This is a genomic window from Candidatus Sulfotelmatobacter sp. (assembly GCA_035498555.1).
Taxonomy (GTDB): domain Bacteria; phylum Eisenbacteria; class RBG-16-71-46; order RBG-16-71-46; family RBG-16-71-46; genus DATKAB01.
Genome location: DATKAB010000085.1, coordinates 1 through 19,375, shown reverse-complemented (window position 1 = coordinate 19,375; position 19,375 = coordinate 1). Strand labels below are relative to the sequence as shown.

Here is a 19,375-nt window from a genome sequence, read left to right as displayed (position 1 = left end):
GCCGCGCTTCCACTAGGTCCGAGCGTGTGCGGAAGCGCGCCGGGGCGCAGCCGCGTGCCACCACCAGCGGGATTCCATTGCCCGAGGCCTTCGAGCCCGGCGATCTGCCGCGCGATCTCGCGGCGCGCACACCGCCGCCGGGCCAGCCGCCGTACACGCGCGGCATCCATCCCACCATGTATCGCTCGCGCCTGTGGACGATGCGCCAGTACGCCGGCTTCGGCACCGCGGCGCAGACCAACGAGAGATTCCGATATCTGCTCGCGCAGGGCCAATCAGGGCTCTCGGTGGCGTTCGATCTGCCGACTCAGATGGGCTACGACTCGGACCATCCGCGCGCTCGCGGCGAGGTCGGCCGTGTGGGTGTCGCGATCTCCTGCCTCGCGGATATGGAGACGTTGTTGGACGACCTGCCGCTCGATCGCATCAGCACCTCGATGACCATCAACGCCACCGCGCCGCTGCTGCTCGCCTTCTACGTGGCGGTGGCCGACGCACGCGGGATCGCTCGCGAGAAGCTCGGCGGCACGGTGCAAAACGATGTGCTCAAGGAGTACATCGCCCGCGGAACCTACATCTATCCACCGGAGGCGAGCCTTAGGCTGATCACCGATGTCTTCGCGTTCACCGCGGATCAAGTGCCGCAATGGAACAGCATCTCGGTGAGCGGCTATCACATGAGGGAAGCCGGCTCGACCGCCGCCCAGGAGATCGCTTTCACGCTCGGGAACGGGCTCACCTACCTCGAGGCGGCGCGCAAACGCGGGCTCGACATCGAGCGGATTGCGAAGCGACTCTCATTCTTCTTCAACGCCCACAATCATTTCCTCGAAGAGATCGCCAAGTTTCGCGCCGCGCGCCGGCTGTGGGCGATGCTACTGCGCGAGCGTCTTGCCCTGCGCGATCCCGAGGCGCTCAAGCTCCGCTTCCACACCCAAACCGCGGGCTCGATGCTCACCGCCCAGCAGCCTCTCAACAACGTGGTGCGCACCACGGTTCAGGCGCTGGCGGCCGTTCTGGGGGGCACGCAGTCCCTGCACACCAACTCGTTCGACGAGGCGCTCGGTCTGCCCTCACAGGACGCGGCGCTGCTCGCGCTCCGCACCCAGCAGGTGCTGGCCCACGAGAGCGGCGTCACCGACACCGCCGATCCGCTGGGCGGCAGCTACGCGATCGAGTCGCTCACCGCCTCGCTCGAAGCCCGAGCGCGCGAGCTGCTGGCGCGGATCGACGACCTCGGCGGGATGCTCGAGGCGATTCGCCAGGGCTGGGTCCAGCAGCAGATCCACGAGGCCGCCTATCGCTGGCAGCGGGAGGTGGAGTCGGGCGAGCGCGTGGTGGTCGGTGTGAATCGCTTCGCGGAGAGCGAGCCGGCGGCGAGCGCGCCGTTCCGCCATGATCCCAGGGTCGAGGCGGAGCGCGCGCGGCTGCTGGCCGGGTGGCGAGCGGAACGGCCGGCGGCGGTCTCGGCCGCTCTCGCGCGTCTCGAGCGCGCCGCGCGCGGGAGCGAAAATCTGATGCCGCCGATCCTCGAGGCGCTCAAGGCACGCGCTACCCTGGGCGAGGTCTGCGACGTGATGCGCGGCGTGTTCGGCGTGCACCAGCCGGGGAGTTCATGAGCGGTTCGACGAAGCCCGCGAAGGTGACCGGACTCGCCCACGTCGCGATCGCGACCCCCGACGCCGATGCGCTGGCCGCGACGCTGGTCTCGGCGCTGGGCGCGACGCGGGGCCCCGAGGAGTTGCTCGACGGCGGCGCGCTGCGCGTCGTGTTTCTGAACCTGGGGCCCGTGACCCTCGAGCTGCTCGAGCCACGCTCGCGGGATCACACGGTGGCGAAGTTTCTCGAGGCGCGAGGGCCCGGCCTCCATCACGTGAGCCTCGAAGTATCCGACCTGCGCGCGGCGCTCGCGCGCGCGAGCAGCGCCGGCATTCGGCTGATCGACGCCGAGCCGAGGGCGGGTTCGCATGGCACTTCGGTGGCGTTCCTCCACCCGAAGAGCCTGGGAGGTGTGCTGCTCGAGCTGTGTCAGGCGCGCGCGCGGAAGCCGGAGACTTGAGCCGGAGCTGGGGCTCCCCACCCGCCGCGCGGGCGAATTTTCGCAGGCGGGCGGACCTGCGGCCGGGGGCCGGCGCCAAGTCGGTCGTGGAATGCGGGGATCGCCCGCGGCTCTCGGCGAAATCCTGGCCCGCGAATCGCAATTCTCTGCTGCGATGACCGCCACTTCCGCTGGCCTTCGTTCCTGCGCCGCGCGCATCGCGGTTCTGGCGGTGCTGATTCTCGCTCTCCCCGGCGCGGCGCGGGCGCTCACGCTCACGCCCGGCTTCGTGGCCGAGCCACTGCCGTGGGCGTTCGACTACCCGACCAAGATGCTGTTCATGCCGGGCGGTCGGATGCTGGTGGCCGAGAAGGGCGGCATCGTCTACGTGGTGGATGGCGCGGTGCGGCATCCGCTTTGGGTGCGCGAAGAAGAAGTGTTGAATACCGACGATCGCGGCCTGCTCTCGATCGCGGTGGATCCGGATTACCTGCACAACCATTACCTATATTTCCTGTACACCTGTGATCCGGACTCCGACGGAATCGAGCTGGACAACTACGCCGCGGCCTTCGCGCGCCTCACGCGCTACCAGTTGAGCGCCACCGACTCCAACACCGTGGACTACGGCACCCGCACGGTGCTGCTCGGCGTCACCTGGGCGAACGGGCTGGCGTCGGGCTCGGGCACGCACACCATCGCGGATCTGGAATGGGGCCGCGATGGAACGCTGCTGCTCTCGGCCGGCGATGGCGCGCATTTCGAATCGGTGGACCCGGGCGGGCTCGATCCCAACCTATTCCTGCCGGGGCGCTGCGATCCGGTGGAGGACATCGGCGCGTTTCGCTCGCAGTTTCTCTCGAGCCTCGACGGGAAGATCCTGCGCATCGATCCTGCCACCGGTCGCGGACTGCCGAGCAATCCGTTCTGGGACGGCGACCCGGGCTCGGCGTTGTCGCGGGTGTGGGCCTACGGGTTGCGCAATCCGTTTCGAATCACGCGCAAGCCTTTCACCGGGTCGCTCGATCCTTCGCTGGGCTCTCCCGGCACTCTCTACATCGCCGACGTCGGCTGGAGTACCTGGGAAGAAGTGGACGTCGCCGATCATGGCGGCCAGAACTTCGGCTGGCCGTGCTACGAGGGCCCGGCGCCGAGCCCCGGCTATCAGGCGGCGACGCCGGCGTCGGGCGGATGCGCGACCATCGGCACCGCGGCGAATCCCTCGCCGCCGTCGCCGCCGCTGATCTGGTTCAACCACGCCAGCGCCGACTCGAGTTTCCCGGCGGTGGCCAAGGGCGAGGTGGTGATCGGCGGAGTGTTCAGTGACGCGCGCGAGTGGCCGCAGCAGTATCGCAACGCCTATGTGTGCGGCGATCACCTGAATGGCTGGATTGGCTTGGTCCGCACCGACCCGGGCGACAATTTCCTGAGTTTTCAAGCTCTCGCGACCGACGCGGACGGACCGGTGAGCTTCGCCAACGATCCGTTGAACGGCGATCTCTGGTACGTCTCGCTGTGGAGCGGCGAGGTGCGGCGGATTTCGTGGACCGGCACGACGTCGGTAGCGACGTCCCTCGGCGCGCCGGCGCTGCGGCTCGCCCCGCCGCGCCCGAACCCGAGCCGGGGCGCCGTGGTGCTCGGCCTCGACCTCTCGCGGCCCGGGCCGGTCGAGCTCACGATCCTCGACGTGATGGGCCGGGAGATCTGGCGCGCGGAGCCGCGCGAGCTTCCGGCCGGACACAGCACTCTGATGTGGGCGGGCGTCGGGCGCTCGGGCGAGTCGGTCGGGCCGGGGCTCTACTTCGCGCGCGCGCGATCAAGCGGCGAAGAGCGAGTGCAGAGAATCGCGCGGGTGAGGTGACGCGAGCCGAGCGAGCACGTCTGAGCTTCAGAAGCTCACCCGGCCATCGCTGACGGCCGGCCGCACCTGACCGGCGCGGGATTGCCGGTCGCGCCGCTGACCCCCGAAGAGCGCCGGCGAGCGGACCGCGGCCGCGAGCCAGGTGGAATCAAGACCCGCGGGCGCGAAGGAGTCTTCAAGAACTGCCGCCGCTCACGCCTTCTGTAGCGCGGTCCCGTCTCCGTAGGCGTTGAACAGATGTCCCCAGGGCGTCTTGAGCATGTCCTGGACGCGTGGCTTGCCGTTCACCGGATACCAGAATCCGTCGTGATACAGCCGCGAGGCTGCGTAGCTCCAGGGCACGATCGGCGAGCGCAGCAGCAGATTTTCGAGGGGCTTCAAGGGTCCCCAGTAGATCAGCTTCTGACCGCGCGAGGCGAACGTGTTCTCGTTGAGACTTCCTCGAAATCCGAAATTCACGTTCTTGATGTCGTCGCCGACGATCTCGATCTCTTCGGGGCGGCCGACGCCGAGACCGTTCTCGTGCGCGAGTCGGATGAACTTCAAGTCGCTCATGGGATCGAAGCCCATCATCTTGGCGGCGATCGCGTCGATCGCGACGCAGTCATCGCTGGCCAGAATGTAGTTCTTTACGTGAGGCCGCATGCACCGTGGCCCGGGACCGTCGCCGACGATGGTGCCGTCCATCACCGCAAAGATGCCGGGATGAATCTCTTTTTGAATGCGCAAGAGATCGACCAAAGTCTCGTGGATGACGGAGTGCGTCCAATGGCGATTCAAGTTCAGCAGTCCGCCGAACGCATTCTTCATGGCACCCGTAGTGCCGGTAAAGATATGGGTCTTGACCGTGGGCATGTGGATCACGTTCCTGCCCATCAGCATCTTCGGAATCTGGATGCCCTGCTTCTCGTACACCCGATCCAGCACCAGCATCCTGCCCTTGGGTTGATAGCGGATCCATTCGGTGGGCGGCTCGCTCAGATACTGGATCGGCACGCGATACTTCTCGAGCACGGGCGCAAGATGGTTGGCCACCGTGCCCTCGCGGCAGCTCACCACCACGGTGTCGTTCTGGGCCGCAATCAGGTCGCGCGAGACGTTGTAATTGTCTCTCTTGAGCTTCTCGATCACCCCATGCATTTGCCAGGGAGTGGTCGAACACGCCGGCATCCAGACGTGCCACGAGATGTTGATGCGCAGGCAGGTCTGCTTGTCGAACGGCAAGGCCTGGCGGTAGCCGGCCAGATCCATCAGGCGGCCGTAGTCCTCGACGACGGTCTCGGGCGTGGTGCGGAGCACGGCGACTTTCGACATGATGGCCTCGGTGTGGGGACTCAGGTCCTGCGGCGGGCGGAAATTCTAGCAGAACCCGGCGAAACCGTTATCGACCGCACACCTACGATGCTTGATCGGGCGTCAGGATTCGCTGCGCCAATCGCGCCAATGCCAGACCCGCGATCGAGGAGGGCAGGCCCCAAACCAGCGCCAGCCCGACTTCGAACGGCCAGAGATTGTGCGAGGTCGGACCGCGCGTGACCTCGACGCCCACGCGAATCATCACCGCCAGCACGAATCCCGCCGTGACCGAGAACCACGGCGCCCGCCAGCCGGCGCGGATCACCCACCCCGACACCAGGCCCGCCAGCACTCCGAGCGCGAACCACAGCTCCATGCTCGGGCCCTTGGGATAGGCGGGCGGCCAGTAGGCAAGCCCGCTGGCGACCAGGCCGGCGATCGCACAGATCGCGACTTGAGCGCGGGACGCGGCCGTGCCCGACACGCTAGACCTTCACGCCGTCCTTCAGCAGGCTGCGTGCGATCACCAGCCGCTGAATCTCGCTGGCCCCTTCGTAGATCTCCATGATGCGCGCGTCACGGTAGTAGCGCTCGACCGCGTATTCCTTCACGTATCCGTAGCCGCCGTGGATCTGGATCGCCTGGTGGGTCACCCAGGTCGCAGCCTCGGTGGCGTAGAGCTTGGCCATCGAGGCCTCACGACCGAACGACCGCTGCGTGTCGCGCTTCCAGGCGGCGCTGCGAATCAGCAGTCGTGAGCACTGGATGCGGCGCTCCATCTCGGCGAGCTTGAACTGGATCGCCTGGATCTTCGAGAGCGGCCCACCGAACGCCACGCGCTGCTGCGAGTAGCGAATCGCTTCCTCGAACGCCGCGCGCATGACGCCGAGAGCCTGAGCCGCCACGCCGATGCGCCCGGCATCCAGCGCGCTCAGCGCGATCGTGAATCCTTCGCCTTCGGCGCCCAGGCGATTGGCCGCGGGCACGCGCAGGTTCTCGAGCGTGAGGGCGATCGTGTCGGATCCGCGCAGGCCCATCTTGTCCTCGGGCTTGCCGAGCACCAGTCCGGCGGCGCCGCGCTCGACGATGAACGCCGAGATGCCGCGGTGGCCGGCGTTCTTGTCGGTGCGCGCGAAGATCAGGTAAACGCCGGCCTGGTCGCCGTTGGTCACCCAGTTCTTGCTGCCGTTCAGCACGTAGAATTCGCCGTCACGGGTGGCGCTGGTCTGCAGCGCGCCCGCGTCGGAGCCGGCGCCGGGCTCGGAGAGCGAGAACGCGCTCATTTCGCGAGAAACGAGGCGGGGCAGGAATTTCTTCTTCTGTTCTTCCGTGGCCCAGCGATAGACGGGCAACAACCCGACGGAATTGTGCACCGCGATCATGATCGCGAGCGATGCGGAAACGCGGGCGATCTCCTCGATCACCATGGTGATGGTACGCGCGTCGTAGCCCAGCCCCCCCCACTCCTCGGGCACCGCCATGCCCAGGAATCCTTGCGCGGCGAGCTTCTCGACCGCATCGTGCGGGACGTCGCCCTCGTGATCCCAGCGCGCGGCGTGCGGGGCGAATTCGCGCTGGCACAGCTCCACCACCGCGTCGCGAATCGAGATCTGATCTTCGGTGAGATCGAGGTTCATGGCGTCGTCGGGATTCCCGCCGGTCTCAGGCCGGAACGTCGCTCGACTTCTCGCGGAAGAAGACGAGACAGATGAGCCCGATCGCGCCCATCAGCATCGGGCCGCCCGGGTACAGCATTGACGCGAACGCGGCGAGCAGTACCAGCGGATACGCGCGCCAGTCGCCCGCCCACAGGCCCGGCACTCCGGCGAGCCAGAACAGGCCCACGGCGGTCTTCACCGCCCACGCCCAGATCGGCGGAATCCCGAGGCGCATGGTCAGGTCCACCCAGGGTCCGAACTGACCGATCTGATTGAAGTGATAGCCGGCCACGAACGCGTACAGCCCTTGAAACGTGAACGTCAGGCCCGGATACAGCGCGCAGGCGGTCAGGATCACCAGCGCGACGGGACGAACCGGTCGAAGCATTTCGCACTCCCTCCGAGATTCGTTGCGACTAGCTGCCGGGCAACGGCCACTCCTTGAGGAGCTGGGCCGCCACCACCATCTTCTGTACCTCGGTCGTGCCTTCGTAGATCTCACAGATGCGCGCGTCGCGCCAGTAGCGCTCGACGTGGAATTCGGTCAGATAGCCGTAGCCGCCGTGCACCTGGATCGCCCAGTTGGCGCAGCGCGTCGCGGCTTCCGAGGCGTGCCACTTGGCCAGCGACGCCTCCTTGACGTGCGGGCGCCCCTGGTCGCGCAACCACGCCGCCTGGTAGACCAGCAATCGCGCGGTCTCGAGCTCGACCGCGCTGTCGGCGAGCATGTGGCGGATCGCATCGAACTCGCCGATCTTGCGGTCGAACTGCTCGCGCTCGTTCGCGTAGCGCACCGAGGCCTCGACCGAGGCCTGCGCGATCCCCAGCGCCTGCGCCGCGATGCCGATGCGCCCGCCGCCGAGCGTGGCGAGCGCCACGGTGTAGCCCTTGTTCAACTCGCCGAACAGGCATTCGGCCGGGACGCGCGCGTTCTCGAACAGAATCTCGCGCGTGTCGGAGGCGTGAATCCCGAGTTTGTGCTCCCTCTTGCCCTTCTTCACGCCCGGGATCTTCGCGTCAACGATGAAGGCCGAGATACCCCGGGGGCCCAGCGAGCGATCCGTAGCCGCATACGTGATCAGCACGTCGGCCGGGCCGGCGTTGGTGATGAAGAGCTTGGTCCCGTTCAGGACCCAGGAATCGCCGTCCTTCACCGCGGTGGTGCGCTGGTTGGCGGCGTTGCTGCCGGCCTGCGGCTCGGTCAGGCAGTAGGCGCCGAGCAGGTCGCCCTTGGCGAGCGGGGTCAGCCAGTTCTTCTTTTGTTCGTCATTGGCATAGGCCATCAACGGGAAGCAAACCAACGAATTATTGACCGAGGCGATCACGCCGTGGCTGGCGCAGACGCGCGACAGCTCCTCGATCGCGACCACGTAGGAGAGATAGGTCATGCCCGCGCCGCCCCACTGCTCGGGCACGAACATGCCGAGCAGGCCGAGCTCGGCCATCTTCTTCACGTTCTCGGCCGGGAACTCGTGACTCTCGTCGATCTGCGCCGCGATCGGGCGAATCTCGCTCTCGGCGAAGTCGCGCACCATCTCACGGACGGTGCGCGCTTCCTCGGTGATCTCGAAGGACAGACCGGCTTCGGTGAGCGTCGAAGAACTCATTCGATGACGTGGAAAAGCTCGCCTGCGTTCTCGGCCGCCGGGGCGGTCCAGGGAATGACTTCTTCGTGCACCGGGTAGCCCGCCTCCTGGCAGAGCACCCGGATTCCCGAGGCGTCCTGGGACAGGTAGATCGCCGCCCAGTTGCCGGCGGCGCCGTCGTAGTAGTGACCGGCCATGAAAGTCGCGATCGCCGTGCCCTTGAGAAGATTGAGACTGTCCCGCACTCGCTCGCCGCTCCGCCAGATGCCCGAGGAGGGCGCGATCGTCACGGCGCGGACGTAGGCCACGTCGCTTCCGTCGCCCACGGTCTTGCCCACGAATTGTTCGAGAATCGCGGCATGGTAGGACACGATCACTTCCTCCTCGGTTGAGTCCAGAACGCCGCACTCGAGCGCGTCGCGCCGGAAGCGCGAGCGTCAGGCGGCCGGATACTCGTAGAACCCTCGTCCCGTCTTCCGCCCCAGCCAGCCCGCGGCCACCATCTTTCGCAGCAGCGGACAGGGTCGGTACTTCGAGTCGCCCAGACCCTCATGGAGCACTTCCATGATGCTGAGACAGGTATCGAGACCGATGAGGTCGGCCAACGCCAGCGGCCCCATCGGGTGATTCATGCCCAGCTTCAACACCGTGTCGATCGCCTCGCGACTCGCGACGCCCTCCATCAGCGTGAAGCAGGCTTCGTTGATCATCGGCATCAGGATGCGGTTCGAGACGAAGCCGGGGTAGTCGTGCACCTCGACCGGCGTCTTGCCCAACCGCCGCGCCAGCTCCTCGGTGGTCGCGAAGGTCGCGTCGCTGGTCGCGAGTCCGCGAATGATCTCCACCAGCTGCATCACCGGAACCGGATTCATGAAGTGCATGCCGATCACCTGCGCGGGGCGGCGCGTCACCGCCGCGATCTCGGTGATGGAGATGCTCGAAGTATTGGTGGCGAGAATCGCCGTCGGCGACGCCAGCGAATCGAGCGACTCGAAGATCTGCCTCTTCAAGGGAAAGCTCTCGCTGACGGCCTCGATCACCAGCGGGCAGTCTTTGGCCGCGTCGAGCGCGGTGCCGCCGCGGATGCGCTTGAGGATTCCGGGCGCCTGCTCGCTTGGCCAGGCCTGCTTCTTCGCGACGCGCTCGAGGTTCCGGCCGATGGTGCCGAGCGCGCGTTCCACGAACTCCGGTTTGGCGTCCACCAGCTCGACGTCGATGCCGGCGGTGGCGAACACCTGCGCGATGCCGTTGCCCATGGTCCCGCCGCCCACCACGGCGACCCTGCGGATCGCGGCCGAGGCGCCGATCGCGGCCCATTCGGTGGCGGCTCCCATCGCGCCTAGGCCCGCTCGACCGCCAGCGCCACGGCGTTGCCGCCGCCCAGGCACAAGGTGGCGAGCCCCGTCCGCTTGTCGAGCCGCTCGAGCGCATGCAACAAGGTGACGAGCACCCGCGCCCCCGAGGCGCCGATCGGATGGCCGAGCGCCACCGCGCCGCCGTTCACGTTGACGCGGTCCCAGTCCCAGCCCAGCGCCTTGCCGTCCGCCACCGCCTGCGCGGCGAAGGCCTCATTGGCTTCGATCAGGTCGAAGTGGCCGATCGAGACCTGCATCTTCTTCATGAGCTTCTGCACCGCGTCGATCGGGGCAAAGAACAAATCCCTGGGTTCGCCGCCGCCGGTCGCGTAGGCCACGACCCGCGCCAGCGGGCGAGCGCCACGCTCCTTCACGCGCGCTCCGCTCATCAGCACCAGCGCCGCCCCGCCGTCGTTGAGGCCCGGCGCGTTTCCGGCGGTGATCATGCCGCCGCGATCGCGAGTGACCGCGGGCAGCCTGGAGAGCGCCTCGAGCGTGGTCTCGGGGCGGATCGATTCGTCTTTCGCGATCACGATCGGATCGCCCTTCCGCTGCGGGATCGACACCGGCACGACTTCCTTCGAGAAATGGCAGGAATTCCAGGCGGCCGCCGCCTTCTGCTGGCTCCTCACCGAGAACTCGTCGATCTCGGCGCGGGTCAGCGCCGCTTTCTCGGCGGTGTACTGGGCGAGCTCGATCATGTGGCAGTCGTTGAACGAGCACCACAGGCCATCCATCACCACGCCGTCCTTGAGCGAGGTGTCGCCGAGCTTCATGCCGGTGCGTCCGGTGAACAGGTAGTGGGGCGCGGTGCTCATGCTCTCCTGACCGCCCGCCACGATGCAGTCGGCATCGCCGGCCTTGATGGCCTGGGCGCCCATCATCACCGCCTTGAGTCCCGAGCCGCAGACCTTGTTGATGGTCACGGCGCCGACCGCCGGATGGATTCCGGCCTTGATCTGCGCCTGGCGCGCGGGCGCCTGCCCCTGCCCGCCCTGCACCACGTGGCCCATCAGCACCTCGTCCACGTCGTCGCGGCCGACTCCGGCGCGGCTCATCGCCTCGCGGATGGCGATCGCGCCGAGGTCCGAGGCCTTGAGAGGGGCGAGACCGCCCAGGAACTTGCCGATCGGGGTGCGCGCGGCGCCCACGATGAAGACATCGGGATAGGAAGCCATGGACGGAATCTCTCGGGTGGCGTGGAACTGCACAGGCCGGAATCGACCCGAGAATACATCAAAGGCCCGCGCCCCGCAGGGACGCTCGCGGGGCGCGGACCCGAGGCGTCAGCGCGTGTAGACGAGCTGCCTGGTCTGTTCGAGGCCCGGCGCGCGCAGTCGCAGCGAGTACACACCGGCGTTCACCCGGCCGCCGCGCCCGTCGAGGCCGTTCCACGAGCCCGAGAAGGTCCCGGCCGCGAACTCCCCGTCGAGCGGCGTCGCGATGTGCCGGCCCTGCGTGTCGAACACGTCGACGCGCGCGTGACCCGCTTGGGCCAGCGCGATACGGAATGAGACTCCGCGCGAGGTCGGATTGGGCGCGAGCGGTGAGACGAAGCCCACGTTCGCGGCGCGCGGAGCGGGCACCGACGCCGTGGCGTTGACCACGATGATGCCCTTCATGCCGGAGGACTCGTGAATGCTGCAGAAGAACGGATAGGTGCCAGGCGTGTCGATGGTGACGTCGAAGTTGTCGGCGGCGCTCTGGAGATTGTGGCTGAAGACCGTGCCCACGTCGGGATCGCTGCTTCCGGTGCCGCTGATGCAGGTGTGGAACCCCGTTCCCCACTTGAAGCGGATGGTCTGCCCCGCCTGAATGGTGGCGGTGTCGACCTGGGTGGCGGCGTTGCCGTCGTGCTCGAACCGGAAGTTGACGGCGGTGAACGAATCGACCGGCGCGGCGAGCGGGCTGGCGAGGTGCGCGGGGCCCGAGACGTGCTGCGGATGCGACGCCGAATAGTCGAGCACCATCTGGCGCATCGCCTCGTCGCTCATCGCCATGCCTGCCGGCCCGTTCAGGTGAGCGCCGATGGCCGCCGCGGCCCGCGCGGCCGGCGTATGGCCTGGGCGTGGCGCGACCACGACGAGAGCGAACATCAACAGCAGGAGCAGCAGGACGTGGCGGGTGCGCGGATGTCGTGACGACGCGAACACTTCAGCCTCCTCGAGGAATCCAGGCGAGCGGCGCGGGACCATGGGTGCGGGGGTGCGAATCGAGCGCGGGCGGACTCGCGCGCGGGAAAAGCCTCTCACATCGGCTGACCGCGAAAACCTCGAACTTGGCCGCGTTTGTTGGCTCGAAACTCTCGAAAATTCCGCGAATCTCAGGGCTCTGCCGGGGCGGGCCGGCGCGCCCGGTAATCCCCACCTGAGTCCGGCCCGCGCTCGAGCCGGGCGATCTCGGCTCGCACCTCCTCGAGGCGACCGGCCTCGCCGGCGGCTTCGAGCAGCGCGGCCGCGCGCTCATGGGCGGCGATCGCGCCGCGCCAATCGCCGAGCCGCACGCTGGCCACGCCGAGGTTGATCCAGGCGTCGGCGTCGCCGGGCTCGCGAACCGTGAGCGCGCGGTAGTCGTCGCGAGCGTCCTCGGCGTGCCCGAGCGAGGCGTGGAGATAGCCGAGCGCATCCCAGGCTTCGGTGTCGGTCGAGTCGGAGGCGAGCTTTTCCCGCCAGGCGTCGATCGCCTGCTCGCCGATCGGGGCCGAGGCCGATGAATCGGCGAGCGCGACGAACGCGAGTCGCGGCATGCGCCGCGCCGCCCCGTCCGCGCCGCGCGGCAGCATCGCCAGCAGCCACTCGCCCGAGCCGCCATCGGCCGCGTAAACCGGCACGCGCGCCTCGCGCGCTTCGATCCAGGCGCGCATGAAGCGGCTCGAGGCCAGCGGCGCCAGCAATCGCGCCGGATCGTGGAACCACAGGTCCACTCCGCGCCGGCGCGCGTACTCGGGCGTCGCCTCCTTGCCGTGCGCGACGCGTGGATCGAGGAACGCCTGCCGCGCCACCCGGGCATCGGTGAGCCCGTGGCGATCGAGCGTGGGCAGATCGGTGAGATAGGGAACCGCCCCCACGCAATCGGTGGCGATGAAGGCATCGTGCGGCAGCCGTCCCTGATCGACGAGCCTCCGGATCGCGAGCCCCTCCTCGCGCATCTGGGCGAGGAACAGGGCGTGCTCCTCCTCGCGCACCCCGGCGAAGCGCGCGGTCGCGCGGCGCAACAGCGCCCGATGCGCCGCGGCCCATTCGCGGACCAGGGGCAGCCGCGTGATCGGATTCGCGCTCGGATCGAGATAGCGGTCGGCCTCGGGACCGGCCGAGCTCTCATAGCCGGGAAAGCCCGAGCTGTAGACGCGCGGAAACTCTCGGTGGGATCGCCATGGCAGCAGCGTGAGACCGCCCAGCATCACGGCCGACATCACGACCGCCGCCGCGGCACCGCGGCGGGTGACGCACCACTCGCGCAGCCCCTCGCCCATCACGAGCGCCACGAGCGGGAAGTAGAGGTCCAGGGGCCGGTACTCGAAATGATCGCCGCCGATCGCGATCACGTAGAGTCCGTAGGGAATCGCGGCCGCCGCGAGGATCAGCACCAGCGGACGCTCGCCGGCACGAGTCAGTCGGGCGATCCCCGCGATCAGGAACGGCAGCCAGAGGAATGCGGCGTACTCGAGCGCGAACGCCGCGACGTATTCGAGTCCGGCCTCCCACTGCAGCCGCCCGCCGACCTTGGCGAAATACGTGTTCGGCACCCAGGCGTGGTAGTAGGCCCAGCGGAATGCCTCGACCGCGACCATCAGCGCGAGCCACGGCCACGCGCGACCGAGCGCGCGTCGCAGCCAGCGCTGGCCGCGTCCCCGCGTGACCCACGCCGAGGCGAGCAGCGCCGAGCCCGCGATCAGCGCGCCGTCGGGACGCGTGAGCGAAGCGAGTCCCAGCAGCCAGGCGGCGAGCGGCGGCCCGGGCGGCCGGCCGCCCAGCAGCGACTCGCTCTCCTCGATCAGGCGCAGGAGACCCGCGACCGCCAGCAGCTCGAACAGCCGGGTCTCGAGCCCGCTCGTCGACCAAACGGCGAAGCTGCGGGAGAGCGCGAGGAACAGGAGCGGCACCAGCGCCAGCGGTCGATCGCGTGCGCTCCAGCGCCGCCCCATCCACCCGGCGATCACCGCCCACAGCGCGACGGTGAACCCGAGCCCGAGCGGGATCGCCACGCGTTCGGGTGCGAGGCCGAGCGCGTCCAGGCCGGCGAGCAGCAGCGTCCACAGCAAGTTGCTGAAGCCCTCGACGCGCTCGAGCCCGGGATTGAACACCAGGCCGTGGCCGTGAGCCAGATTGCGCGCGTAGCGAAATGAAATGAACGCGTCGTCGGTGAGGAACCGATAGAGCCACGCATGTGCGAGCAGCAGCACGAGCGTCGCCAGAGTCGCGATCGCCAACCCGCTCCGTGACGCGCCGGCGCGCGTCTGGTTCATGAGCGCGTCGCGGCCTCGCGGACGATGGCGATGCTGGCGGTGTGGCCGTGCAGGAAATTGCGCTCGCCCACCGGTCCGATCTCGCCGGCGCAGAACATTCCGGCCGCCGGCACGCCACCCAGCGCGCTCTGCAAGAGGCCGAGATCCCCGTCGGGGACGCCATGCAGACCCCGGCCGCGACCGTTGCACGCGAACAGCAGCGCGGCGCCCGCCTGGCCGTCGAAGGCCTGCGGCGAGAGCAGCATCTCGAGATCCTCGCGTGCCGCGTCGCGATCGCGCACGTGCAGGCGGATGCGTTCGCGCTCGGCGATCAGGTCACCGACCGCCAGGGCGCCGCGATCGCGATCGGCGCCGAGCAGGTTTCGGATCAGCCAGTCGCCGCGGCCGTCGGCGCCGAGCCGCGCCGGCCGGCCGACGTAGAGGCCGTTGCGCAGTGCCTCGCGCTCGCCCTCGCCCAGCGAGCGGAGCGTCTGCTCGGCGCGCTCGAGCGCCGGTTGTCCGTCCAATTCGAGGATCAGGTGCCCCTCGGCGCGTGTCACGGTGAGCGGCGGCCCGACCGGGCGGCAGCCTTGCGAGACGATCACGTCCACGCGCAAGGCCCCCGACAACGCCACACCCACTCCCCCTTCGTCGGCCACCCAGTCGTTGAGCACGATGCGATTGCCGTGTGGCCGGGGCGCGGCGCTCGCCATGCCGCCCACCACCCGCACTCCGCGCGCGTGGCGATGAAACGCCGCCAGCACGCGCTCGACGTCGAGCGAGAATGGATCGCCCGTCAGCAATACCAGCTCACTCTCGCCCACGCCGGGTGCGGCGGCGCCGAACACCTTGGGGTCGCCCAGCGCATCGCGCCACAGATCCTGGGTGAGCACGAACGGCCGAACCCGCACTCCCGGCAGCCGCGCGGCGACCACCGACAGCGCCGGGCCGGTCTCGAGCTCGTGCTCGCGGCTCACGACGCCGTTGGCGGTGACGCCGAACAGGCAACCGGGCGAGAGCTTCTGGCGCAGCTCGGCGGCCATGGCCTCGGCGTGGCGGACGTGGGCGGCACCGATGAACGCCAGCATCAAATCGACGCTCGCGCCAGCCAGTCCGGTGCGCAGCGCCTCGACCACCTCGTCCACCGCCGGCGCGGCGTCGGCGAGCGTGGAGACCGCCGAGGCCCAGCGCATGCGCGAACCCGAAGGAATGCTCATGACCGAACTGGCGCGCGCCGTCCCCGGGCGCCGCGCAAGCTCCTCTCGCTCAAGTGCCGCGCAGGATCTCGCGCGCGATCACCATGCGCTGGATTTCGCTGGTGCCCTCGCCGATCTCCATCAGCTTGGCGTCGCGATGCATGCGCTCCACCGGCACGTCGCGACAGTAGCCCATGCCGCCGTGGATCTGAATCGCCTTGTCGGTCACCCAGTTCGCCATCTCGCTGGCGAACAGCTTGGCGATCGAGGCCTGCTTGAGGAACTCCTTGCCCTGATCGCGGAGCACCGCCGCCTGATAGACCAGCGCGCGCGCGGCCTCGATCTTCATCGCCATGTCGGCCAGCATGAACTGAATCGCCTGGAAGCCGGCGATCGGCTGGCCGAACTGCTTGCGCTCCTGCGCGTACTTCAGGCTGTGCTCGTAGGCGCCCTGCGCGAGGCCCAGGGCCAGCGCGCCGATCGAGATGCGGCCCCCGGCCAGCGTGCGCATGAAGGCTGCGAATCCGCCGCTCACATCGCCGAGCAGGTTCTGCTCGGGCACGATGCAGTCCTCGAACAGGATCTCGGCCGTGTCGGAGCCGTGCAGACCCATCTTCTTCTCGATCTTGCCGACCTTGAATCCCGCCGTCGCAGTGTCGAGGATGAACGCGCTGATGCCCTTGGTGCCCGTCTCCTTGCTGGTGCGGGCGGTGAAGGTCACGTACTTCGCGACGCTGCCGTTGGTGATGTAGATCTTCGAGCCATTGACCTTCCAGCCGCCGTGCACCTTCTCGGCCCGCGTCTGGGTGCCGGCCGCGTCCGAGCCCGCGTGCGGCTCGGTGAGCCCGAAGGCGCCGAGCGCGTCGCCCTTCGCCATCGGAGTGAGGAAGCGCTGCTTCTGCTCCTCGCTGCCGATCAGCGACACCGGGCCGCAGCCCAGCGAGACGTGCGCGGCCAGCGTGATGGCGGTGGAGCCGCACCAGCGCGCGATTTCCTCGACCGCGACCACGTAGGCCAGCGTGTCGAGCCCGGCTCCCCCGTACTTCTCGGCGAACGGGAGCCCGAGAAAGCCCAGCTCGGCCATCTGCTTCACCAGGTCGTGCGGGAACTCCTCCTTTTCATCGAGCTCGCGGGCGCGCGGCGCCACGACTTCGTCGGAGAAGCGGCGCGCCGTTTCGCGAACCTGAAAGTGTTCCTCGCGCAGAAGCAGATCCATGAAGGCTCCCGATGGGTGAGCGGTCCGGCGGCGGCCCGGGCCGGGTGGCGATGGACGTGTTTGCCCCCGACTCTAACTCACCGCGACCGGCGGAAGGTAATCGTGCCGGTAAGTTCAGGGGGCGAGCGGCTCTCCCTCGATCAGACGCCGTCCCAGTGCGCGCGCGCTCTCGAGCAGCTCCGGTTGGCTTGCGACGCTGCCCAGCCCGCTGTCGTCGTGAGCCCAGACCAACGTCTCCTCCCACTTCGCCCCCACCCACTTCAGGAATCCGCGCACGCTGCGCTCGGCCAGATCGTGGCGGCGGTGCGACCCGCACGCGGCCACGAACGCGGCGCGGCGCGTGCGCGCCCACTTCGGTCGGAAATCCTCGCGGCCGTCGGGCAGGATGACCAGCGGCGTCACGCAATTGCACCGGTCGATCACCAGCTTGAGCTGCGCGCTCACCGCGTCGAAGTAGATCGGAGAACCCACGACCACCGCGTGCGCGCGCTGGAGCGCTTCGTAGACTCGATCCATGTCGTCGTGGAACACGCAGTAGCCGGACGTGGGTTCGGGTCCACAGGCCTGACAGGGACGGACGTTCAACTCGCCGCAGCGCAGGTGCAGGAACTCGCCGCCCGCCTCGCGCGCGCCTTCGCCCGCCGCCTCGAGCAACAGGTCAAGGCTGCTGCCACGGAGCGGGCTGCCATTCAGGGCGACGAGCTGGCGCATGAATCACCCATCAGTTGAAGCCGGGGGCAGCGAATCGAGCGCCGGAAGAACTCAGCGCCGCCCGCGGGCGCCCTTGGCCGCGACGCGCCGGGCGGGCTTGCGCTTCGCGGCCGTCGCGCGCGCGGGACGCGATCCGTTCGAGCCGGCTTTCTTGCGCGCCGGCTTTCGTGCCGGAGCGGCGGACGCGCGGCGGGGCGCGGGCGCTGCCAGCGCGGGACGCGCCGCACGCGGCGCGTGATGCGCGACCTCGGCCGCGGTCGGCACTGGCATGGCGCTCGAGCCGCGCCGCTCGGTGAGCGGGGCGATCTCGGCGGCCCCGAAACGCGATGCGCACCACTCGTGGATGTAGGCGGCGATGTCCTGGGTCGAGGTGCCGGGCCCGAACAGCTTGCCGACGCCCTGTCTCGCCAGCGTCTCCATGTCCTCGGGCGGGATGATGCCGCCGCCGGTCAGCAGGCGATCGCCGATGCCGCGCTCGCGCATCTTCTCGAGCACCTCGGGGAACAGCGTCATGTGGGCGCCCGAGAGGATCGAGAGGGCCACCACGTCGACGTCTTCCTGCACCGCGGCTTCCACCACCTGATCGGCGGTCTGATGCAGACCGGTGTAGATCACTTCCATGCCGGCGTCGCGCAGCGCGGCCGCCACCACCTTGGCGCCGCGATCATGGCCGTCGAGGCCCGGTTTGCCCACCAGCACGCGGATCTTGCGCATCAGTGGGATGCGCCGGGCGTGACGTCGCCGTGGCCGGGCTCGCCGGTGCTGGCGGCCGCCCCGAGCTCGGCCTCTTCACGCGGCCGCGCGATGCGGCGAGCGAGCGCGGTGCCGCCGAACAGTGCGGCGAGCGTCGCCCCCATCGCGGCCAACGCCGCCCAGAAATCGCGATTCGAGTTGGCAGGGATGTAGGTCATCAGAACTCCGCGCTCTCGACGTAGTCGCCGAACACCTCGCGCATCGCTCCGCGAATCTCGCCTTCGGTGGCGTAGGCGCGCGCGCAGTCGAGGATCTTCGCCATCAGGTTGGCCTCGCCCGGCCGCGTGCGGGCGGCGGCGGTGAGCGCCGTGAGCGCCGCGGTGCACGCCCGGTTGTCCCGGGTGCGGCGCAGCTCCTCGAGCGCGGCCTTCTGCTCGGCCTCGGCCTGCTCGCTGATGTAGAGGATCGGGATCTCGAGCTTCTCGTCGGGCTCGAGATATTCGTTCACGCCCACCAGGATGCGCTGCTTCTTCTCGATCTCCTGCTGGTACTGGTAGGCGGCGCGACCGATCTCGCGCTGGAAGAAGCCCTGCTCGATACCCGGCACCACGCCGCCCAGCCCATCGATCTGACGGAAATAGGCCTCGGCCTCTTCCTCGAGCCGGTTGGTGAGGCTCTCGACGTAGTAGGAGCCGGCCAGCGGGTCGATGGTCTCGGTGACGCCGATTTCGTGGGCGATGATCTGCTGGGTGCGCAGCGCGATCTTGACCGCCTTGTCGCTCGGCAGCGCGATCGTCTCGTCCATCGAGTTGGTGTGCAGCGACTGAGTGCCGCCGAGCACCCCGGCCAGGCCCTCGAAGGCGGTGCGCACGATGTTGTTCTCGGGCTGCTTGTCCCACAGCGAGCAGCCGGCGGTCTGGGTGTGGAAGCGCATCAGCCACGATTCCTTCTTGCGCGCCCGGTAGCGCTCCCGCATGTGGCGGGCCCAGATGCGGCGCGCGGCGCGCAGCTTGGCGATCTCCTCGAAGAAATCGAGATGGCTGTTCCAGAAGAACGAAAGCCGCGGCGCGAAATCGTCCACGTCCATGCCGCGCTCGAGGCAGCGCTCGACGTAGGTGAAGCCGTCGGCGAGCGTGAAGGCCAGCTCCTGCGCCGCGGTCGAGCCCGCTTCGCGGATGTGGTAGCCCGAGATCGAGATGGTGTTCCACTGCGGCACGTGCTGGGTGGAGAACTCGATCAGATCCACGATGATGCGCAGAGAGGGCTCGGGCGGGAAGCACCAGCACTTCTGCGCGATGTATTCCTTGAGGATGTCGTTCTG

The 19,375-nt window shown here is 68.7% G+C and carries 19 protein-coding genes; 3 read left to right on the top strand and 16 right to left on the bottom strand.

Features of this window, described 5'->3' with window-relative positions; all coding sequences use genetic code 11:
- Positions 1 to 26: 26 nt before the first annotated feature.
- The 3 genes from VMJ70_07835 to VMJ70_07825 all read left to right on the top strand — a co-directional run bounded on the left by VMJ70_07835 (position 27) and on the right by VMJ70_07825 (position 3,899).
- Complete coding sequence (locus VMJ70_07835; protein HTO91026.1) at positions 27 to 1,619, top strand: methylmalonyl-CoA mutase family protein; 1,593 nt, start codon at positions 27 to 29, stop codon at positions 1,617 to 1,619.
- Positions 1,616 to 2,059, top strand: coding sequence for a methylmalonyl-CoA epimerase (gene mce, locus VMJ70_07830; GenBank protein ID HTO91025.1), 444 nt, complete (start codon positions 1,616 to 1,618; stop codon positions 2,057 to 2,059). Before VMJ70_07835 ends, mce begins: the two co-directional genes overlap by 4 nt.
- Positions 2,060 to 2,213: 154 nt before the next feature.
- A complete protein-coding gene (locus VMJ70_07825) occupies positions 2,214 to 3,899 on the top strand; it encodes a PQQ-dependent sugar dehydrogenase (GenBank protein ID HTO91024.1) in 1,686 nt (561 codons plus the stop codon).
- A gap of 192 nt (positions 3,900 to 4,091) precedes the next feature.
- Here the strand turns inward: VMJ70_07825 and VMJ70_07820 are convergent, their stop codons facing one another.
- The 16 genes from VMJ70_07820 to VMJ70_07745 all read right to left on the bottom strand — a co-directional run.
- Positions 4,092 to 5,213 (bottom strand): DUF362 domain-containing protein, encoded by a 1,122-nt coding sequence (locus VMJ70_07820; GenBank protein ID HTO91023.1) that lies wholly within the window; start codon positions 5,211 to 5,213, stop codon positions 4,092 to 4,094.
- A gap of 82 nt (positions 5,214 to 5,295) precedes the next feature.
- A complete protein-coding gene (locus tag VMJ70_07815) occupies positions 5,296 to 5,679 on the bottom strand; it encodes a hypothetical protein (protein ID HTO91022.1) in 384 nt (127 codons plus the stop codon).
- A 1-nt stretch (position 5,680) separates the two neighbouring features.
- The gene (locus VMJ70_07810) at positions 5,681 to 6,832 is read right to left on the bottom strand and encodes an acyl-CoA dehydrogenase family protein (protein ID HTO91021.1); all 1,152 of its coding nucleotides are present in this window, start codon (positions 6,830 to 6,832) and stop codon (positions 5,681 to 5,683) included.
- Positions 6,833 to 6,857: 25 nt separating this feature from the next.
- On the bottom strand, positions 6,858 to 7,241 hold the full coding sequence (locus tag VMJ70_07805) for a hypothetical protein (GenBank protein HTO91020.1): 384 nt from the start codon (positions 7,239 to 7,241) through the stop codon (positions 6,858 to 6,860).
- A 28-nt stretch (positions 7,242 to 7,269) separates the two neighbouring features.
- On the bottom strand, positions 7,270 to 8,460 hold the full coding sequence (locus VMJ70_07800; protein HTO91019.1) for an acyl-CoA dehydrogenase: 1,191 nt from the start codon (positions 8,458 to 8,460) through the stop codon (positions 7,270 to 7,272).
- Positions 8,457 to 8,816 carry a BPSL0067 family protein gene (locus VMJ70_07795; protein ID HTO91018.1) on the bottom strand — a complete coding sequence of 120 codons (360 nt, stop codon included), beginning with the start codon at positions 8,814 to 8,816 and terminating at the stop codon, positions 8,457 to 8,459. Before VMJ70_07795 ends, VMJ70_07800 begins: the two co-directional genes overlap by 4 nt.
- A 60-nt stretch (positions 8,817 to 8,876) precedes the next feature.
- Positions 8,877 to 9,773: a 3-hydroxybutyryl-CoA dehydrogenase gene (locus VMJ70_07790; protein ID HTO91017.1), complete on the bottom strand. Its 897-nt coding sequence runs from the start codon at positions 9,771 to 9,773 to the stop codon at positions 8,877 to 8,879.
- A 5-nt stretch (positions 9,774 to 9,778) separates the two neighbouring features.
- Positions 9,779 to 10,972, bottom strand: a complete 1,194-nt coding sequence (locus VMJ70_07785) for an acetyl-CoA C-acetyltransferase (GenBank protein HTO91016.1) — start codon at positions 10,970 to 10,972, stop codon at positions 9,779 to 9,781.
- A 108-nt stretch (positions 10,973 to 11,080) separates the two neighbouring features.
- The gene (locus VMJ70_07780; GenBank protein HTO91015.1) at positions 11,081 to 11,947 is read right to left on the bottom strand and encodes a plastocyanin/azurin family copper-binding protein; all 867 of its coding nucleotides are present in this window, start codon (positions 11,945 to 11,947) and stop codon (positions 11,081 to 11,083) included.
- Positions 11,948 to 12,117: 170 nt separating this feature from the next.
- Positions 12,118 to 14,259, bottom strand: coding sequence for a tetratricopeptide repeat protein (locus VMJ70_07775; protein ID HTO91014.1), 2,142 nt, complete (start codon positions 14,257 to 14,259; stop codon positions 12,118 to 12,120).
- Positions 14,256 to 15,455 (bottom strand): FIST N-terminal domain-containing protein, encoded by a 1,200-nt coding sequence (locus VMJ70_07770; GenBank protein HTO91013.1) that lies wholly within the window; start codon positions 15,453 to 15,455, stop codon positions 14,256 to 14,258. Before VMJ70_07770 ends, VMJ70_07775 begins: the two co-directional genes overlap by 4 nt.
- A gap of 49 nt (positions 15,456 to 15,504) precedes the next feature.
- A complete protein-coding gene (locus VMJ70_07765) occupies positions 15,505 to 16,650 on the bottom strand; it encodes an acyl-CoA dehydrogenase family protein (GenBank protein HTO91012.1) in 1,146 nt (381 codons plus the stop codon).
- Positions 16,651 to 16,764: 114 nt separating this feature from the next.
- Positions 16,765 to 17,361, bottom strand: a complete 597-nt coding sequence (locus VMJ70_07760; protein ID HTO91011.1) for a flavodoxin family protein — start codon at positions 17,359 to 17,361, stop codon at positions 16,765 to 16,767.
- Positions 17,362 to 17,412: 51 nt separating this feature from the next.
- The gene (locus tag VMJ70_07755) at positions 17,413 to 18,075 is read right to left on the bottom strand and encodes a cobalamin B12-binding domain-containing protein (protein ID HTO91010.1); all 663 of its coding nucleotides are present in this window, start codon (positions 18,073 to 18,075) and stop codon (positions 17,413 to 17,415) included.
- On the bottom strand, positions 18,075 to 18,272 hold the full coding sequence (locus VMJ70_07750) for a hypothetical protein (protein ID HTO91009.1): 198 nt from the start codon (positions 18,270 to 18,272) through the stop codon (positions 18,075 to 18,077). Before VMJ70_07750 ends, VMJ70_07755 begins: the two co-directional genes overlap by 1 nt.
- Positions 18,272 to 19,375, bottom strand: a 1,104-nt coding sequence (locus VMJ70_07745) for a methylmalonyl-CoA mutase family protein (protein HTO91008.1), incomplete at its 5' end; no start/stop codon positions are given. The genes VMJ70_07745 and VMJ70_07750, both read right to left, overlap by 1 nt.

Excerpts from the sequence above, each read along its gene's own strand:
- VMJ70_07810 (HTO91021.1), bottom strand. The coding sequence starts at position 6,832 with ATGAACCTCGATCTCACCGAAGATCAGATCTCGATTCGCGACGCGGTG.
- VMJ70_07770 (HTO91013.1), bottom strand. The coding sequence starts at position 15,455 with ATGAGCATTCCTTCGGGTTCGCGCATGCGCTGGGCCTCGGCGGTCTCC.
- VMJ70_07785 (HTO91016.1), bottom strand. The coding sequence starts at position 10,972 with ATGGCTTCCTATCCCGATGTCTTCATCGTGGGCGCCGCGCGCACCCCG.
- VMJ70_07750 (HTO91009.1), bottom strand. The coding sequence starts at position 18,272 with ATGACCTACATCCCTGCCAACTCGAATCGCGATTTCTGGGCGGCGTTG.
- VMJ70_07820 (HTO91023.1), bottom strand. The coding sequence starts at position 5,213 with ATGTCGAAAGTCGCCGTGCTCCGCACCACGCCCGAGACCGTCGTCGAG.
- VMJ70_07825 (HTO91024.1), top strand. The coding sequence starts at position 2,214 with ATGACCGCCACTTCCGCTGGCCTTCGTTCCTGCGCCGCGCGCATCGCG.
- VMJ70_07800 (HTO91019.1), bottom strand. The coding sequence starts at position 8,460 with ATGAGTTCTTCGACGCTCACCGAAGCCGGTCTGTCCTTCGAGATCACC.
- VMJ70_07760 (HTO91011.1), bottom strand. The coding sequence starts at position 17,361 with ATGCGCCAGCTCGTCGCCCTGAATGGCAGCCCGCTCCGTGGCAGCAGC.
- VMJ70_07755 (HTO91010.1), bottom strand. The coding sequence starts at position 18,075 with ATGCGCAAGATCCGCGTGCTGGTGGGCAAACCGGGCCTCGACGGCCAT.
- VMJ70_07790 (HTO91017.1), bottom strand. The coding sequence starts at position 9,773 with ATGGGAGCCGCCACCGAATGGGCCGCGATCGGCGCCTCGGCCGCGATC.
- mce (HTO91025.1), top strand. The coding sequence starts at position 1,616 with ATGAGCGGTTCGACGAAGCCCGCGAAGGTGACCGGACTCGCCCACGTC.
- VMJ70_07765 (HTO91012.1), bottom strand. The coding sequence starts at position 16,650 with ATGGATCTGCTTCTGCGCGAGGAACACTTTCAGGTTCGCGAAACGGCG.
- VMJ70_07805 (HTO91020.1), bottom strand. The coding sequence starts at position 7,241 with ATGCTTCGACCGGTTCGTCCCGTCGCGCTGGTGATCCTGACCGCCTGC.
- VMJ70_07775 (HTO91014.1), bottom strand. The coding sequence starts at position 14,259 with ATGAACCAGACGCGCGCCGGCGCGTCACGGAGCGGGTTGGCGATCGCG.